The sequence below is a fragment of the Thiomonas arsenitoxydans genome, from assembly GCF_000253115.1.
Taxonomy (GTDB): domain Bacteria; phylum Pseudomonadota; class Gammaproteobacteria; order Burkholderiales; family Burkholderiaceae_C; genus Thiomonas; species Thiomonas arsenitoxydans.
Genome location: NC_014145.1, coordinates 3320319 through 3337643, shown reverse-complemented (window position 1 = coordinate 3337643; position 17325 = coordinate 3320319). Strand labels below are relative to the sequence as shown.

The window sequence follows — 17325 nt, the reverse complement described above, 5'->3', positions numbered from 1 at the left end:
GCGGAGCAGGCGGGCGACGGGCTTTTTGCACTGTTCTTTTTTCCGATCGTCTCACGCAGTCAGAATTGCTTGCACGTCTTGCCTCTGCATACCCGCACAGGATGTACGGCGTGGGCGCGACGGACTACAGTGTGTTGAGGGCCCTGACGGCCCCGGCTGATGCCGCCAAGGCTCACAAGGACAAGGCGGTCTCGGCTGAACAACAACACAGCACAGGAGACGCAATGAAAACACCCAAGTCCAAAGAACAGGTAACCGCACCGCCGGTTTGCACGCTGTCGTACATCCATCCCGAGCCGGACAGCCCCTGGCTGACCTATTTGGCCCAGGTCGATCGGGTACTGCCTCATCTGGGTCACCTGGCCCGTTGGGGAGAAACCTTGAAGCGTCCGAAACGCGCGCTCATCGTCGATGTGCCGATCGAGATGGACGATGGTTCGGTGCGCCACTTCGAGGGCTACCGCGTGCAGCACAACCTGTCGCGCGGACCGGGCAAAGGCGGCGTGCGCTATCACCCCAATGTCACGCTGGAGGAGGTGATGGCGTTGTCGGCGTGGATGACCATCAAGAACGCCGCCGTTGGCCTGCCTTACGGCGGGGCGAAAGGGGGCATTCGGGTGACCCCTTCAGAGCTATCGCGCAAGGAGCTTGAGCGGCTGACCCGCCGCTATACCAGCGAAATCGGCATCATCATCGGGCCGCAGCAGGATATTCCCGCGCCCGACGTCAACACCAACGGTCAGATCATGGCCTGGATGATGGACACCTATTCCATGAACGTGGGCGCCACCGCCACCGGGGTGGTGACGGGCAAGCCAATTCCGCTCGGAGGTTCTCTCGGTCGGGTCAAGGCCACGGGGCGCGGCGTGTTCGTGACCGGCAGTGAGGCCATCAGGCGCCTGGGCCTTGACGTGAAAAGTTTGAGGATCGCTGTACAGGGCTTCGGCAACGTGGGCGGTACAGCGGCGGAGTTGTTCGCGCAAGCGGGCGCGAAGATCGTGGCGGTGCAGGATCACACCGGCACGATCATTCATGAACAAGGATTGGATGTTGCCGCGTTGCTGCGTCATGTCAGCAGTCATGGCGGCGTCGCCGGATTCTCGGGCGCACAAAAAGCCGACGATGAAGCGTTCTGGGGTGTGCGCTGTGATGTGTTGATTCCCGCAGCCCTCGAAGGGCAGGTGACGGCCGAGCGCGCCCGCAAAACCACTGCCAAGCTCATACTCGAAGGCGCGAACGGCCCGACCTTGCCCGCTGCAGACGATGTCTGTGCAAGCCGGGGCATTCTTGTCGTCCCCGATGTGATTTGCAATGCGGGTGGCGTGACGGTTTCGTACTTCGAATGGGTGCAAGATTTTTCGAGCTTCTTCTGGGACGAAGACGACATCAACGCCCGCCTCGACAAAATTCTGGGCAATGCCTTGGCCCGGATCTGGGATACCGCAGACCAACTGAAAATCAGCCTGAGAACGGCCGCATTCGTGGTGGCTTGCGAGCGAGTGCTGCAAGCGCGCGAAGAACGCGGCCTTTATCCCTGAAGTCGGCTGTCAGCGCCCGGCCCTGGGCGCTCAGAGCTTGGGGGGCGCCGCGACGCCGTCATCCAATGACGGCAGCGTCGTGGCCGGGCGGCCCCAGGCTGCGCGTAAGCCGTCCAGCAGAAACACGGCAAGGCCCACCCAGACTAGGCCGAATCCGACCATTTTGGCGGCGGCAAAGGGTTCGTGATAAAGCCAGACGCCTAGTGCCAGCTGCAGAGTGGGGGTGATGTACTGCAAAACCCCCAGCAAGGTCATCGACATGCGGCGAGCGCCCGCAGCGAACAGCAGCAGGGGGATGGTGGTGATCGGGCCTGCGGCCACCAGCAGCCAGCGCGTGGAGAGGTCGGCGGAGGCGAACGCGTTCATGCCCTGGGTACTCAGCCAGAACAGATAGGCCACGGCCAGCGGGAATAGCACCGCGGTCTCCACGGCGAGGCCTTCGAGCGCTCCCAGCGGCGCGGTCTTTCTGAGCAGCGCGTAACTGCCGAAGGTGAGCGCCAGGCTGAGACTGATCCAAGGCACATGGCCGACCTCGATCGCCATGACCGTCACGCCCGCCGCAGCAATGGCCAGAGCAACCCACTGTAGACCGCGCAGACGCTCATGCAGAAGAACCGATCCGAGCGCCACGTTGACCAAGGGATTGATGTAGTAGCCCAGACTTGCGTCCACCACGTGGTTGCTGTTCACCGCCCAGATATAGATGCCCCAATTGCTCGAAAGGAGTACGGCACTGAGCGCAAAACGGGCGAGCAGGGCGGGCTGTTCACGCAGCAGCCGCATCCACGACCAGCGCTTGAGAACCGCCAGCAGCAACGCGACAAAAAGCAGCGACCACGCCATGCGATGCGCGAGGATCTGCAGGGAGGGAACCTGTTCGAGCGCCTTGAAGTAAAGCGGAAACAGGCCCCAGATGACGTACGCCGCCAGGGCGTAAACAACGCCGGAATTCATGTGAACGGATGGTTTATTTTGGGCTTGCCGATCACAGACATCGGCATGCCGGGCTACACACTGTAGCTGCAGCCGTGAGGATTTGCAGCGCGCGCGGCGCGGCAGCAAAGGAAGGCTCAGACGTTGAACAGAAAATGCAGCACGTCGCCGTCCTTGACGATGTAGTCCTTGCCTTCGGCTCGCATCTTGCCCGCGTCTTTGGCGCCCTGCTCGCCGCCGTACCGGATGAAGTCGTCAAACGCGATGGTCTGGGCGCGGATGAAGCCCCGCTCGAAATCGGTGTGAATCACTGCAGCGGCCTGCGGCGCGGTCGCGCCGACATGCACGGTCCAAGCCCGCACTTCCTTCACACCGGCGGTGAAATAAGTCTGCAACCCAAGAAGTTTGTAGGCAGAGCGAATGAGGCGGTTCAGTCCAGGTTCTTCCTGTCCGAGGTCGGCGAGAAACGCTTGTTTTTCTTCGGCGTCAAGCCCGGCGAGTTCGCTCTCCAGCTTGGCGCAGATGGCCACGACTGGGGCGTTTTCCTGGGCCGCATACTCGCGCAGCCGGTCTAGGTGGGGGTTGTTGTCGAAGCCATCCTCCATCACGTTGCCGACGAACATGGCCGGCTTGGCGGTGATGAGGCATAGCGGAGCGATCAGGGCCAGCTCTTCGGCGCTGAGCCCCAGGGCGCGCACCGGGCGGGCTTCGTTGAGCGCGGGGATGATGCGCTCGAGCAGATCGGCAACGCGCTTGGCATCTTTGTCGCCGGAGCGCCCCTGTTTGTTCATGCGGTGCAGACTTTTCTCGGCCGTGCCCAGATCGGCCAGGCAGAGTTCGGTCTGGATCACGGCGATGTCCGAGATCGGGTCCACCCGGCCAGCGACGTGAATCACATTCGGGTCTTCAAAGCAGCGCACCACATTGATGATGGCGTCGGTCTCGCGGATGTGCGCCAAAAACTGGTTGCCCAGCCCCTCGCCCTGGCTCGCGCCAGCCACGAGTCCGGCGATATCGACGAACTCGACCACCGCAGGCAGGACGCGCTGCGGCTTGACGATAGCGGCGAGTTGATCGAGCCGCGGATCGGGCAATTCGACGATGCCGGTGTTGGGCTCGATGGTGCAGAAGGGATAGTTTTCCGCCGGTATGGCGCTTTGGGTCAGCGCATTGAAGAGGGTGGACTTGCCCACGTTGGGCAAGCCCACGATGCCGCATTTCAGGCTCATGGTGTGGGGATGGATGAGCGCGCAGGTCGCGCGCGAAGCCAAGGATTGTAGGGGGCCGCCTAATGTTCGATGTGCACCCGCAGCCCCGCAACCCACTGATGACCGGATTCGCCACCGGGGTTCTGAATGTGCTGGATGTCGGGCTGCAGGTAGAGATGGCGGGCGAGTTGCAGCGAGTACACCGCCTCGACCACGGTTTCGCTGGGCCGCGCCTGCAAACGCGCCTGTGCGATGCCCAAGGTGAGTACGTCGGCAGGGCGGGCGGCGTTCAGCCCCTGAATCCGCACGCCCGCACCGAGATAGCCTTGTACTGGGTTGGACGCAGCCGGGCTCCAGCCGCCTTGCAGGAAAGCGGCCCAATCGCGTCGGTCGGCGTCTTTCCAGCGCCATTCATTCACCGCATACAAGCCGCTGCTATCGGGGCCGTAGGCTGAAGTGCTTTGCTGCAGATGCCAGGCGCCCAGTTTCAGCGTGCCCTGCGCGTGTTCGGCCTCGCCCCAGGAGCGATCAGCCTCGGCGATCCACAGCGCGCCGCGATGGAGTGCGCCCGTCATGCCCGGAGGGTCGCCCTGCCACACGCCCGCCTGCGCCGACCAGCCGTTGCCCACATCGAGCCCGCCCATCAGCCCCAGGCCGGGATTGGGGTAGGTGGCGATATTGGCATTGGAGGTCAGCGTCGGGGCAATGCCGAATGAGGCATTGTGCAAATGACCGGCCACGCCCGTGGTGTCGAACGTGTTGTTCACGTCCATGATGCCGCCCTGCACAAAGCCCGGGCCGAACTGCTGGCGGTAGCTGAGCTGATAGACACGAAGAAAATTGGGCGCCCAGAGGTTGCTCGGCAACTGCACCGTGTTGGTCACCGTTTGCAGATTGCCATGGCTGCGCAGGCCCATGAGCATAAGGTCGAACTGGCCGCCCTGCCACCAGGCGGCCTGCGCTGTGTCGAGAGTGAGTGCAGCTTGAAAGGCGGCCACCGAGACAGCCTGGCGCGCGCCCTTGCCGCCGATGACCCCCAGCGTTTCCGCGTCGAGGTGCAAAGACGTGCTCAAACCCTGGTTCCAGGTTTGGCTCGGGGGCGTGATAGGGGCGGTATAGGGCGCAAGCTGCAGACCACTGTCGGTGGTCTGCGCCCAAACGGGAGCGAGTGCAGCGGCGGCGACGACCCCGGCAACTGGAAAAAAGCGCAAACAGTTCATCGGCAAAATTTACAAATAAGAACAACTCTTATTTGCGATTATGCCTGAGCCGTTTGGGCGCGATCCGCCACCAATCGGCCATCGAGCATTTCCAGCACTCGGTCGCAGCGTGCGGCGATGCGCGGGTCGTGCGTCACCAGCAGCACCGCGCAGCCGAAAGACTGGTTGAAGCGGCGGAACAGCGCGAACACCTCGTCGGCGGCGCGTGAGTCGAGGTTGCCGGTGGGCTCGTCGGCCAGCAGGATGGGCGGGCGGATCATCAGCGCCCGGGCGATGGCTACCCGCTGTTGCTGGCCGCCGGAGAGTTCGGTCGGGCGTTTGTGGGCGTGCATCGCCAGTCCGACGGCGTCGAGCAGTTCGAGGGCGCGCTCGCGCGTGGCGGCATCGGGCTTTGCACCGCCGAGCAGCGCGGGCATCATCACGTTGTCGATCACGCTGAAGGCGTTGATGAGGTGGTGGAACTGGAACACGAAGCCCAGCGAGCGGCCGCGCAGGGCGGTACGTTCGGTATCGTTCAAATCCACGGTGGGACGGCCCTGCACATGAATTTCGCCGCGGGTGGGCGTGTCGAGCAGGCCGATGAGGTTGAGCAGGGTGCTCTTGCCCGAACCCGACGGGCCGATGAGCGCGGCAAATTCTCCGCCCTGCAGCGTGAGGTCGATGCCGTGCAGCACTTCGACTTCGAGCGGCGTGCCCACGCCATAGGCCTTGCGCAGGCCGTCAAGGCGCAGCACAGGGGGCGGGGATGGGGTGACGGCGCTGTTCATCGCAGGGGTCAGACGGTGCGAATGGCCTCGACCGGATCGAGGTGCGACGCCCTCCGCGCCGGTGCGAATGCGGCGACGATGCCCGCCAGCGTGGCGATCAGCATGGCCTGCGGCACCAGCCAGGGGCTGATGGTGACCGGAAACAGCCGCGGCCCCGAAGTGTTGAACACATAGACTAGGCTGACCCCGAGCAGCGCGCCGATGGTGGAGCCGATCAGCCCGAGCACGCCGCCCTGGATGAGAAACACCGACATCATGCGCAGCCGGGTGGCGCCCATGGCGCGCAGGATGCCGATTTCGCGTGTGCGCTGCACCACGCTGACCGCCAGCACGCTGGCGATGCCCAGCGCCACCGACAGGGCGATGGACAGGCGGATGATGTTGGTGGACAGCGACTGTGAGCGCAGCGCGTTGAGCAACTGGCTGTTGGTCGTCATCCAGCTCTCGGCCTTGACGTCGAAGGTACGGGCGATGCGTGCGGCAATCGCCTGCGCGCTGAACAGATCGTGCACGCTTAGGTCGATTTCAGTGGTCGAGCCGGGCAGGCCCAACAGCGTTTGCGCCTGCTGCAAGCCGAGATAAACCTGGCGCTCGTCCACGTCCCGCACGCCAATGGTGAAAATGCCTGCCACGCGGAACGCCTGCGCCTGGCCCGAGGGGCCGGTCAGGCGCAGCGTGTCGCCGATGCTCAGGCCGAGATCGGAGGCCAGACGCGAGCCGATGAGGATTTTTTCCGCGCCCACGGCAAACTGTCCGGCAACGATGTCGGTATTGATGGGAATGATGTGCACATAGCTCGATGGCTCGATGCCGAGGATGGCCACTGCGCGCACCGCATTGCCGCGCTGGGCAAATGCCGGGCCCGATACCACGGGGGTGGCCGCCTTCACGTCGGGCATGGTGCGTATGGCATGCAGCACCGCGGCGGCATTGTCGATGCCGCGAAGGCGCTGCGGTCGCGGGTCGATGCGCGACAAATAGGTGGTGTCGGGCGCGGGCGGCGGGGTCAGCGGCACCAGATCGGGCGCCTTCACCACGATCTGCGGCTGACTGCCCAGGGTGCGGTTGACGATATTGCCTTGCAGCCCGGTGACCAGGGCGGTGATGAACACGATCACCGCCGAGCCCACGGCAATGCCGATGAGAATGAGCAGCGACTGCGCGCGGCCATCGCGCAAAAACTGCAGGGCGATATTCCAGGACAGGCGCATGGGCGAAGCGGCTCGCGGTCTCAGCGGCCCGGCATGGGCAGATCGTTGCCCGAAGCCGCCGCACTGGCAGCGGCGCTGGGCAGCGGCAGCGTTTTCAACCGCACGCGCTCTCCCGGCGCCACACTATTGCCCGCCAGGACCGACTCGCCAGAGGACAGGCCGGAGACCACCTGCGTCAGCGTCAGCCCTTGCAGCCCCAGCTTGACCTGCTGCGCCTGCGCCCGGCCGCCCCGCAGCACCAGCACCGTGGCCTGATCGCCGTTCACGCTGCGCAGTGCGTCGTTGGGCACGACCAGGGTATTGCGCCGCTGCGCGGTGACGATGTCCGCCGACACCGTCATGTCCTGCTTGAGCCAGGCAGGCGGGGAGGGCACGCGCAGGCGCACTTCCAGAGTGCCCGTGGTGCGGTCGACCTGCGGCGCGAGAAAACTCACCTGCGCGGCGAAGCTGCGGTCGGGGTAAGCATCCGCCACACACTGCGCCTGCTGCCCGATCTGCAGATTGCCAATGCTTTGTTCGTTGACCGGCAGCAGGATTTCCGTCGCCCCGTCCATCGCCAGAGTGAAAAGCGTCTGCCCGGGCGTGACCGTATCGCCCACTTCCACATTGCGCGCCAGCACCACGCCCGACACCCCGGCGCGCACCACATTGCGCGCATTCACCGCGCTGGCGGCATTGAGCGCGGCTTCGAGCACGCGCTGTTGTGCGCCGCCGGGCGCCACGGCGTTGTAAGCCGCCTGGGCGCTGTCGCGCTGCTGACGGGCGTTTCGCAGGGCGGTCTGCGCCTGTTCGAGTTGCTGCGCCGAGCCGCCTCCCGCGTCGAACACCCCCTGAGCGCGTTTCAGGTCGCGCTCAGCCTGCTCGACCTGCACTTTGGCCTGCGCCAGCGCGGCGGCGGCCTGCGGACGTGATTGTTCAACCAGCTGGCGCAGCGCCGCCCGCGCCTGGTCGAGCTGGGCCGAGGTCTGGTCGGCTCGCAGTTCCAGCAACACTTGTCCGGCCTTGACATGCGCGCCGCGATCGACCAGCCGTTTCACCACGGTGCCGGTGATTTCGCTCGCCACCTGCACCCTGGACGGGGTGATCACATAGCCGGTGGCCACCACGTTTTGCACCAGATTGCGGGTTTCGATTTTGTAGCCGGGCACGACGGGCGGACGGCTGCGCCACCACAGCACGGCGGCCGCAATGGCCAGTGCGAGCAGCACCCAAAGCAGGCGCTGCCAGGGAAATCGGGAGGTTTTGGACGGGGCGGGCATGAGTTGAACGGCGGAGATTTTCGACGCCCGGAGTGGCGTCCGGGCGAAAGTTGAACATCATAGAGAGGAGATAAGTGCTGCGCTGCGGGGTTTGCTCGCTGCCGCAGGCGCTGTTGCGCTGCGACAAAGTGCGCAACCATTTTGAGGTCAGAAAACGCCCACGCTTGCCAGCAAGTGCCCGTTCTGCTTCAATCAAAGCCTTTAGACACAGAACGCTATCACCTCACCATGACCGCAAACTGCTTGTTTTTTGGTTTTTGGTATTTCTCGCACCGCACCGGCGGAGGGAGAGGCTGAAGCGCGACCCACAAACGCAGCTCACAAATCCTCAAAAACCGCCGGCCCAGCCCGGCGGTTTTTTTTCGGGCTGGTGTGGCGAAAACCACGCGATGCAACCCCCCATGTACGAAGCCCATACCCCAAGTGATCTTGCCGTTGCCTCGGCGGCGGCCTCCCTGTCCTCAATGCTTGCTGGAGAAATTCCGATGCCGTCCAAATCCGCCGCAGAAACCTTGCACAAACCGCAGGAGGACAAGACCTCCCGCACCGACAACGCCCGCATCAAGCACATCGTGCCCCTGCCGCCGCCCGAGCATCTGATCCGCTTCTTTCCCATCGCCGATACCCCGGTGGAAACGCTGGTGGCCGATACCCGCCATGCGTTGCATCGCATCATCCACGGCGAGGACGACCGGCTGTTGCTCGTCATCGGCCCGTGCTCGATCCACGACCCCAAGGCCGCGCTCGACTACGCCCAGAGGCTGGCGGTGTTGCGCAAACAACATGCGGGCGAGTTGGAAATCGTCATGCGGGTGTATTTCGAAAAACCGCGCACCACGGTGGGCTGGAAGGGGCTGATCAACGATCCGTATCTGGACGAGAGTTTCCGCATCGATGAAGGGCTGCGCATTGCCCGCGAGGTGCTGATCGACATCAATCGTCTGGGCGTGCCTGCGGGCAGCGAATTCCTCGACGTGATTTCGCCGCAATACATCGCCGATCTCATCTCGTGGGGTGCCATCGGCGCGCGCACCACCGAAAGCCAGGTGCACCGCGAGCTGGCTTCGGGGCTGTCGGCGCCGATCGGCTTCAAGAACGGTACTGATGGCAGTCTGCGCATCGCCATCGACGCGATTCATGCTGCGCGTCGGCCGCACTCCTTTTTGTCAGTGCACAAGAACGGTCAGGTGGCCATCGTGCAGACCCGTGGCAATAAAGACACCCACGTCATTCTGCGCGGCGGCAAGACGCCGAACTACGACGCCACCAGCGTGCGCGAGGCCTGCGCCGCACTCGAAGAGGCCAAGCTCGACTGCCGCTTGATGATCGACTGTTCGCACGCCAACAGCGCCAAGCAGCACATGCGTCAGCTCGACGTAGCGCGCGACATCGCCGCGCAACTGGCTGCTGGAGAGCGCTGCATTTTCGGCGTCATGGCCGAGAGCCATCTGCACGGCGGGGCGCAAAAGTTCACCGCAGGCAAGGACGACCCGTCCAAGCTGCAGTACGGCCAGAGCATCACCGACGCCTGCCTGCCCTGGGACGATTCGGTCGAGCTGATGCAGGTGCTGGCCGACGGCGTCAAAGCACGGCGCAAACACAAGTCGGCGAAGTAAGCTTTTGCTTTGTCATGCAACCCTAGGAGACCCCATGCCCGCCATCCGTATCGACCTTTTCGAGGGCCGCAGCCCCGAGGTGAAAAAACAGCTGATTGAAGCCATCACGCAGGCCGTGGTGGACACGCTCAAGTGTTCGCCCGACGCGGTGGACATCATTCTCAACGAGGTGCCCAAGGCGCACTGGGCCACCGGCGGCAAGCTGTGGAGCGAGCCGCGCGAGTGAACGTCCAGTTTCAGACGGGAGCGCCACATGGTGGGCTATAAGGGGTTTGAATCGCTGATGGAGGAGGCCAACAAGCTGCTTCATGTGTTCATGGCCGTCGTGCTGCTCGTGGCCAGCCTGCTGCTGATCTGGCAGTTCGGGCAGGACGTGGTGCAGACCGTGCGTTCCGGCGCGGTGGCGCAGGGGTTTTTGCATGCGCTGGGCAATCTGTTCATCCTCTGGGTGCTGTCTTCGCTGATTTCCGCCGAAATCCGCTACATGCGCACCGGCAATTTTTCGGTGCTGGTGTTCATCGAGGCCGCACTCATCACCCTGTTGCGTCAGCTCATCATCATTCCGGTCGAGAGCCAGGGGCAGTTGCAGAACTGGGCCTGGACTTACGGCCTGATCACCGCGGCGGTCGTGGCGGTGGGCATCACTTACTTTCTGGTGCGCCGGGTGATGCCGGGCGAGCAGGGGGCAGACTCCGGAAGTTGATTGACTACCGAAAAGTACTGAATCTTTCGCTTTATCCTTCCATTCACTTCCTGTCATCTCATCAATAGACTCATGGCCTGAAATGCCCCGCATAGTTCGCTGGGCACCCCAACGAGGAGAGGGAATCATGGCCAGGATGCGTGCGGTGGATGCCGCGGTTTTAGTGCTCGAAAAAGAAGGCGTGCATCAGGCCTTCGGTGTGCCGGGTGCGGCGATCAACCCGCTGTATTCCGCGCTGCGCAAGAACGGCCACATCGCGCATGTGCTGGCGCGCCACGTCGAGGCGGCGTCGCATATGGCTGAGGGCTACACCCGCACCGCGCCGGGCCATATCGGCGTGTGCATCGGCACTTCCGGCCCGGCGGGTACCGACATGATCACCGGGCTGTATTCGGCCATTGCCGACTCCATTCCCATTCTGTGCATCACCGGCCAGGCCCCGCGCGCGCGGCTGTACAAGGAAGACTTTCAGGCGGTGGATATCGAGTCCATTGCCAAGCCGGTGTGCAAGTGGGCGGTCACCGTGCGCGAGCCCGCGCTGGTGCCGCAAGTGTTTCAGCAGGCGTTCCATGTGATGCGCTCGGGCCGTCCCGGGCCGGTGCTGATCGATCTGCCGCTGGACGTTCAGCTCGCCGAAATCGAATTCGATCCCGACACCTACGCGCCGCTGGCGGTGTACAAGCCCACGGCGACCAAGGCGCAGATTGAAAAGGCGCTGGACATGCTCGAAGCGTCCGAGCGCCCGCTGATCGTCGCCGGCGGCGGCGTGATCAATGCCGATGCCACCGATCTGCTGGTGCAGTTCGCCGAGCTGACCGGCGTGCCGGTGATTCCCACGCTGATGGGCTGGGGCGCGATTGGCGACAGCCATCCGCTGATGGCGGGCATGGTCGGTCTGCAAACCTCGCACCGTGGCGGCAACGCCAACTTGCTGGCTTCCGACCTGGTGCTGGGCATCGGCAACCGCTGGGCCAACCGCCACACCGGCTCGCCCGAGGTGTATGCCAAGGGCCGCAAGATTCTGCATGTGGACATCGAGCCCACGCAGATCGGCCGGGTGTTCATGCCCGATTTCGGCATCACCTCCGACGCCAAGGCGGCGCTCGAACTGTTCATTGCCGTGGCGCGCGATCGCAAGGCGGCGGGCAAGCTCAAAGACCGCAGCGCCTGGGCGAGCGCCTGCCGCGAGCGCGTGCAGACCCTGCTGCGCAAGTGGGACTACGACCAGATTCCCATCAAGCCCCACCGCGTTTACAAGGAGATGGTCGAGTTTTTCGACGCCAACACGCGCTACGTCACCACCATCGGCCTGTCGCAAATCGCGGCGGCGCAGTTGCTCAAGGTGGAAAAGCCGCGCCACTGGATCAACGCCGGCCAGGCGGGCCCGCTGGGCTGGACCATGCCCGCTGCGCTCGGCGTGCGCGTGGCCGATCCGACCGCGGACGTGGTGGCCATTTCCGGCGACTACGACTTCCAGTTTCTCATCGAGGAGCTGGCAGTGGGCGCGCAGTTCAAGCTGCCCTACATCCACATCGTGGTCAACAACTCCTACCTCGGTCTCATCCGCCAGGGCCAGCGCCAGTTCGATATGGACTTCTGCGTGCAACTCTCGTTCGACAACGTCAACTCGCCCGAAGTCAGCGGTTACGGTATCGACTTCGTCAAGGTGACCGAAGGGCTGGGCTGCAAGGCCATACGCGTGTTCGACCCCAACCAGATTCAGCCCGCGCTGGCGCAGGCGCGGCAGTTGATGAAGGAGTTTGCCGTGCCCGTGGTGGTCGAGATCATTCTGGAGCGCGTGACCAATATCTCCATGGGTGGTGAAATCGACGCCATCACCGAATTCGATCCGGTCATCGACCTGCAACCCGCTGAAGCCTGAGGACTCCGACATGCCGCAATTTGCCGCCAACCTCACCATGCTCTTCACCGAAGAGCCTTTCATCGACCGTTTTGAAGCTGCCGCCAAAGCCGGTTTCAAGGCGGTGGAATTCCTCTTTCCCTACGCCCACACCGCGCAGCAGGTGCGCAACGCCGCGCTGGAGGCCGGTGTGCAGATCGTGCTGCACAACCTGCCCGCGGGCGACTGGGATGCGGGCGAGCGCGGCATCGCCTGCCTGCCCGACCGGGTGAATGAATTCCGCGAGGGCGTGGCCCGCGCCATCGAATACGCCACTGCGCTGGGCGTCACCCAAGTCAACTGTCTGGCGGGCAAGGCCCCGGCAGGCGCCGACCCCGCCGTGCTGCGCGCCGCCTTGGTCGGCAACCTGCGTTACGCCGCCGGGCAACTTGGCGCCCACGGCATCCGTCTGCTGATCGAGCCGATCAACACCTTCGACATTCCCGGCTTTTACCTGCACGGCACGGCGCAGGCGCTGGCCCTTATGGACGAGGTGGGCAGCGACAACCTGTTCCTGCAGTACGACATCTATCACATGCAGCGCATGGAAGGCGAGCTGGCCGCGACGATGCAAAAGCACCTGCCGCGCATCGCCCACATCCAACTGGCCGACAACCCCGGGCGTAACGAGCCGGGCACTGGCGAGATCAACTACGCCTTCCTGTTCCAGCATCTCGACCGCATCGGCTACACCGGCCACATCGGCTGCGAATACAAACCCAAGACCACCACGACCGCTGGGCTGGGCTGGCTGGCCGGGCTGTAAACCCAACCACACGTTCACAACAAAACGGAGATCGACATGGCAACACTGGGATTCATCGGACTGGGCATCATGGGCACGCCTATGGCGGGCCATTTGCTGGCGGGCGGGCATACGCTGTACGTCCACACCCGCAGCAAAGTGCCGCAAGCCCTGCTCGACGCAGGCGCCAAACCTTGCGCCAGCAATGCCGAAGTGGCGCAAAAGGCCGACATCATTTTCACCATGGTGCCCGACACGCCCGATGTGCAGAAGGTGCTGTTCGCTGACGATGGCCTGGCCCAGGGGCTGACGCCGGGCAAGATCGTGGTGGATATGAGCTCCATCGGGCCGATGGAAACCAAGGCTTTCGCCCAGCAGATCAACGCGCTGGGTTGCGAGTATCTCGATGCGCCGGTTTCCGGCGGCGAGGTCGGCGCCAAGGCGGCGAGCCTGACCATCATGGTCGGCGGCAAGCAGGAGGTGTTCGACAAGGTCGAGCCCCTGTTCAAACTCATGGGCAAGAACATCACCCGGGTCGGCGGCAATGGCGACGGCCAGACCTGCAAGGTGGCCAACCAGATCATCGTCGCGCTCAACATCCAGGCCGTGGCCGAGGCGCTGCTGTTCGCCAGCAAGGCCGGGGCCGATCCGGCCAAGGTGCGCCAGGCGCTGATGGGCGGCTTCGCGGCGTCACGCATTCTCGAAGTGCACGGCGAGCGCATGGTCAAGCGCACCTTCCAGCCGGGCTTCCGCATCAACCTGCACCAGAAAGACCTGAACCTGGCGCTGTCGGGCGCGAAACAACTCGGCGTCGCACTGCCCAATACGGCCGTGGCGCAGCAACTCATGTCGGCCTGCGCCGCCAACGGCATGGACGGGCTCGATCACTCCGCGCTGTGCCGCGCCGTCGAGCTGATGAGCCACCACACCATTGCGCCGGACGCCTGAGACGACTGCCGCGACTGCCCCATGACCCTGCCTAGCGCCACTGACCAGCCCATCGCGTTTCTGCGCGCCCTGTTCGACGTGGCCGTGGCTCGCGCGCAGCCGCGGGAGGTGATGGCGCCGTTTCTGCCGCCGCCGCCCAAGGGCCGTACCCTGGTGATCGGTGCGGGCAAGGCCAGCGGCGCCATGGTCGAGGCGCTGGATGCGCTGTGGCCGCAGGACGCGCCGATTTCCGGGCTCGTCGCGACGCGCTACGGGTATGTGCCGCCGGCGCTGCGCGGCAAACCGGGCCGCATCGAACTGGTGGAAGCAGCGCACCCCGTGCCCGACGCTGCAGGGGAAGCGGCGGCGCGGCGCATGCTGGCGCTCACCCAGGGTCTCACCGCCGCCGAGCCGCCTCAAGGCGGGGAGAGCCCCCTCGGGGGGCAGCGAGCGCAAGCGAGCGTGGGGGGCGTTCTCACCGCCGATGATCTCGTCGTCTGCCTCATCTCCGGCGGCGGCTCGGCGCTGCTGCCTCTGCCCGCCGAGGGGCTGAGACTGGCCGACAAACAGCGCATCAACCGCGAACTGCTGATGAGCGGTGCCACCATTGGCGAAATGAACTGCGTGCGCAAGCACCTCTCGGCCATCAAGGGCGGACGGCTCGCCGCCGCCTGCGCCCCCGCACAGGTGCTCACGCTGTTGATTTCCGACGTGCCGGGCGATGATCCCGCCACCATCGCCAGCGGCCCCACCGTGCCTGACCCGAGCACCTGTGCGCAGGCGCTGGCCATCATCGATCGATACGGGATCGGCATTCCCCAGACTATCCGCGCCGGGCTGCAGAGCGGCGCGCTCGAAACGCCCAAACCGGGCGATGCCGTGTTCAACGGCAACCGCGTCGAACTTATCGCCACCCCCAGGCAGATGTTGCAAGCCGTGGCTGACGCCTGCGCTCAAGCGGGCATCGCCGCGCATGTCCTGGCCGACGATATGGAAGGCGAATCGCGCGACATCGCGCTGGCGCACGCGGCGCTGGCCCGCAGCGTGGCGCGTCACGGCACGCCTTTCGCCAAGCCCTGCGTCATCCTCTCCGGCGGCGAAACGACCGTGACCGTGGCCAAAGGCAGCACGCCCGGCAAGGGCGGGCGCGGCACCGAGTTTCTGCTCGCCCTGGCCTTGGCCCTCGACGGCGAGGCGGGCGTCTGGGCGCTCGCCGGAGACACCGACGGCATCGACGGCAGCGAAGACAACGCCGGCGCCTGGATCACGCCCGACACCCTCACCCGCGCCCGCGCCGCCGGGCTGAACCCCCGCACTGTGCTCGACGGCCACGACGCCTATACCCTGTTCGCCACTACCGGCGATCTGCTGACGCCTGGACCGACCTACACCAACGTCAACGACTTCCGCGCCGTGCTGGTGCTTTGATTCCGGCAGTAAAACCCCCGCGGTAAAACCTGTTTACAGTGCATGCTGGCATACTGAGGCGACATGTTCTCCGGAGGTCGCCATGCCGCAGTCTGCCCCGTCCAACGATCCCTTGCGTCCACCGCCACCGCGCCGCGTGGGCTGGTTGGTGGCGGTGTTGTTGATTGTGGCGCTGGTCGTGCTGGGCTATGCCAACCGCGAGCGTTTGCAGCAGTGGACGCAGGCCTGGATGGGTCATACCGCCGCTGTGCCCACGGCAGCCTCCGCCCCGGCTAAGACTGGCAGCGCACCCGCCGCGCTCAGCAGTGCGCCCCAGCCTGCGGCCTCGGTGGCATCGGTGGCATCGGCGCCGCTGCAACTGCCCGCCAGCACGGCCTCGCTGCCCGCCTTGCACCACAGCGATGCGACGGTGCTGCAAGAGCTCGGCGCCTTGCTCGGCAAGCCTGGGCTGTCCTGGCTGGTGCCGCGCCAACTCATCCTGCACTTTGTCGCCACGGTGGACAACCTGACGCGGCAGACCGTGCCGCAGCAGGTCTGGCCGGTGCATCCCGTTCCCGGCGCGCTGCGCACCACGGGGCAGGGGGCCGATCTGGCCATCGCGCCGGACAATGCCCGCCGCTATGCGCCTTATGTGCAGATGCTCACCGCCATCTCACCGCAGCGCGCCGCGCAGCTTTATGTGCAGCTCTACCCGCTGTGCGAGCAGGCGTGGCGCGAGCTGGGGCATCCCAAAAGCGCTTTCAACGACCGCCTGCTGGCGGTGATTACCAATCTGCTGCAGGCACCCGAGCCGCAGGGGGCGGTGCTGTTGCGCCAGCCCAAGGTGCTCTACATCTATGCCGACCCGGCGCTCGAAGCCGCCCCTGCGGGGCAGAAAATCCTCATGCGCATGGGGCTGGAAAACGAGCGCGCGGTCAAGGACTGGCTGCGTCAGTTCCGTCAGGATTTGCGGGCGCAGATGCAGCCTGCGGCAACAGCGCCTTCGCCTGCGCAATGAAGTTGCGCAGCGGCGGCTGCGGGTCATCGCGCCGCCACACCAAGAGGACCTCGGTGCTGGCCTGCACATCGGCCAGCGGCCGGTAGGCGACCCAGGGCAACTGGGCGCGCTGCATCGACGCAGCGACGATGCCCACGCCCAATCCGGCCGAGATCAGGCCGATGAGGGTGGGCATTTCGTGCACTTCCTGCGCGATGTGCGGGCTAAAACCCGCCTGGGCGCACAGCGCCAGTGTCTGTTCGCGCAGACCTGCGCCCAGGCTGGCGCTGTAAATTACAAAGGGTTGATCGCGCAGATCGTTCAAGCGCAAACTGGCCCGCGCGGCCAGGGGGTGGTCGGCATGGAAGGCGGCCAACAAGGACTCGCGCTGCACCACCAGGGTGGACAGGCGGGGGTCGTGCATCAGTTGCGTGGTGCGGATGAAACCCAGATCGAGGCGGTGCGCGAGCAGGTCGTCGATCTGCGATTGCGAAGGCTGCTCGCGCAGATCGAGCGCGACCTGCGGCCAGGCGGCGCGAAAGTCGCGCAGCAGCCGGGGCATCACATCGGTGAAGGGCATCGAGCCGGCAAAGCCCACGGCCAGCCTGCCGGTCTCGCCGCGGCCGACCTGCCGGGTCTGCGCAACGGCGTGTTCCACCGCGTCGAGAATGCTCCGCGCCAGCGGCAGCAGGGCGTCGCCAGCGGCCGTGCGCTGCACTCCGCCGCGCCCGCGGGTGAACAAGGGCACGCCGAGCTCGGCTTCCAGCGCCTGAATCTGCTGGCTCAGCGGCGGTTGCGACACGTGCAGGCGCTGCGCGGCTCGGGTGAAGTGGCGCTCTTCGGCCACGGCGACGAAGTAGCGCAGATGGCGTAAGTCCATATCGAAAACAGATC

15 protein-coding genes and 1 pseudogene are annotated in these 17325 nt (G+C 65.1%); 9 read left to right on the top strand and 7 right to left on the bottom strand.

What is annotated here, in order from left to right; translation table 11 throughout:
• The first annotated feature begins 224 nt into the window (after window positions 1–224).
• The gene (locus THI_RS15805; RefSeq protein WP_013107269.1) at window positions 225–1538 is read left to right on the top strand and encodes a Glu/Leu/Phe/Val family dehydrogenase; all 1314 of its coding nucleotides are present in this window, start codon (window positions 225–227) and stop codon (window positions 1536–1538) included.
• A 30-nt stretch (window positions 1539–1568) separates the two neighbouring features.
• Here the strand turns inward: THI_RS15805 and rarD are convergent, their stop codons facing one another.
• From rarD to THI_RS15775, 6 genes are all read right to left on the bottom strand, one after another.
• Window positions 1569–2492, bottom strand: a complete 924-nt coding sequence (gene rarD, locus THI_RS15800) for an EamA family transporter RarD (RefSeq protein ID WP_013107268.1) — start codon at window positions 2490–2492, stop codon at window positions 1569–1571.
• Window positions 2493–2608: 116 nt separating this feature from the next.
• Entirely contained in the window at window positions 2609–3700 is a 1092-nt protein-coding gene (ychF, locus tag THI_RS15795; RefSeq protein ID WP_013107267.1) for a redox-regulated ATPase YchF, read from the bottom strand.
• Window positions 3701–3759: 59 nt separating this feature from the next.
• On the bottom strand, window positions 3760–4899 hold the full coding sequence (locus tag THI_RS15790; protein ID WP_013107266.1) for a carbohydrate porin: 1140 nt from the start codon (window positions 4897–4899) through the stop codon (window positions 3760–3762).
• A 38-nt stretch (window positions 4900–4937) separates the two neighbouring features.
• Window positions 4938–5666: an ABC transporter ATP-binding protein gene (locus tag THI_RS15785; RefSeq protein WP_013107265.1), complete on the bottom strand. Its 729-nt coding sequence runs from the start codon at window positions 5664–5666 to the stop codon at window positions 4938–4940.
• A gap of 8 nt (window positions 5667–5674) precedes the next feature.
• Entirely contained in the window at window positions 5675–6877 is a 1203-nt protein-coding gene (locus THI_RS15780; RefSeq protein WP_013107264.1) for an ABC transporter permease, read from the bottom strand.
• Between the two features lie 20 nt (window positions 6878–6897).
• Window positions 6898–8136 carry an efflux RND transporter periplasmic adaptor subunit gene (locus THI_RS15775; RefSeq protein ID WP_013107263.1) on the bottom strand — a complete coding sequence of 413 codons (1239 nt, stop codon included), beginning with the start codon at window positions 8134–8136 and terminating at the stop codon, window positions 6898–6900.
• A gap of 485 nt (window positions 8137–8621) precedes the next feature.
• On the opposite strand from THI_RS15775, the gene THI_RS15770 reads away from it, so the two are divergent.
• The 8 genes and pseudogenes from THI_RS15770 to THI_RS15735 all read left to right on the top strand — a co-directional run bounded on the left by THI_RS15770 (window position 8622) and on the right by THI_RS15735 (window position 16452).
• Entirely contained in the window at window positions 8622–9752 is a 1131-nt protein-coding gene (locus tag THI_RS15770) for a 3-deoxy-7-phosphoheptulonate synthase (RefSeq protein WP_041609044.1), read from the top strand.
• Window positions 9753–9786: 34 nt separating this feature from the next.
• Window positions 9787–9978 carry a 4-oxalocrotonate tautomerase gene (locus tag THI_RS15765; RefSeq protein ID WP_013107261.1) on the top strand — a complete coding sequence of 64 codons (192 nt, stop codon included), beginning with the start codon at window positions 9787–9789 and terminating at the stop codon, window positions 9976–9978.
• A 27-nt stretch (window positions 9979–10005) separates the two neighbouring features.
• On the top strand, window positions 10006–10455 hold the full coding sequence (locus THI_RS15760; RefSeq protein ID WP_013107260.1) for a phosphate-starvation-inducible PsiE family protein: 450 nt from the start codon (window positions 10006–10008) through the stop codon (window positions 10453–10455).
• A gap of 127 nt (window positions 10456–10582) precedes the next feature.
• The gene (gene gcl / locus THI_RS15755; RefSeq protein WP_013107259.1) at window positions 10583–12337 is read left to right on the top strand and encodes a glyoxylate carboligase; all 1755 of its coding nucleotides are present in this window, start codon (window positions 10583–10585) and stop codon (window positions 12335–12337) included.
• Window positions 12338–12347: 10 nt separating this feature from the next.
• Window positions 12348–13121 carry a hydroxypyruvate isomerase gene (gene hyi / locus THI_RS15750; protein WP_013107258.1) on the top strand — a complete coding sequence of 258 codons (774 nt, stop codon included), beginning with the start codon at window positions 12348–12350 and terminating at the stop codon, window positions 13119–13121.
• 27 nt (window positions 13122–13148) lie between these two features.
• Window positions 13149–14048 (top strand): annotated as a pseudogene (locus THI_RS15745) (2-hydroxy-3-oxopropionate reductase); the annotation flags it as partial.
• A 21-nt stretch (window positions 14049–14069) separates the two neighbouring features.
• A complete protein-coding gene (locus tag THI_RS15740; RefSeq protein WP_013107256.1) occupies window positions 14070–15455 on the top strand; it encodes a glycerate kinase type-2 family protein in 1386 nt (461 codons plus the stop codon).
• Between the two features lie 82 nt (window positions 15456–15537).
• Window positions 15538–16452: a DUF3014 domain-containing protein gene (locus THI_RS15735; protein ID WP_013107255.1), complete on the top strand. Its 915-nt coding sequence runs from the start codon at window positions 15538–15540 to the stop codon at window positions 16450–16452.
• Here the strand turns inward: THI_RS15735 and THI_RS15730 are convergent.
• Window positions 16370–17311: a LysR substrate-binding domain-containing protein gene (locus THI_RS15730; protein WP_013107254.1), complete on the bottom strand. Its 942-nt coding sequence runs from the start codon at window positions 17309–17311 to the stop codon at window positions 16370–16372. The two genes, THI_RS15735 and THI_RS15730, sit on opposite strands and share 83 nt — an antisense overlap.
• Window positions 17312–17325: the final 14 nt, after the last annotated feature.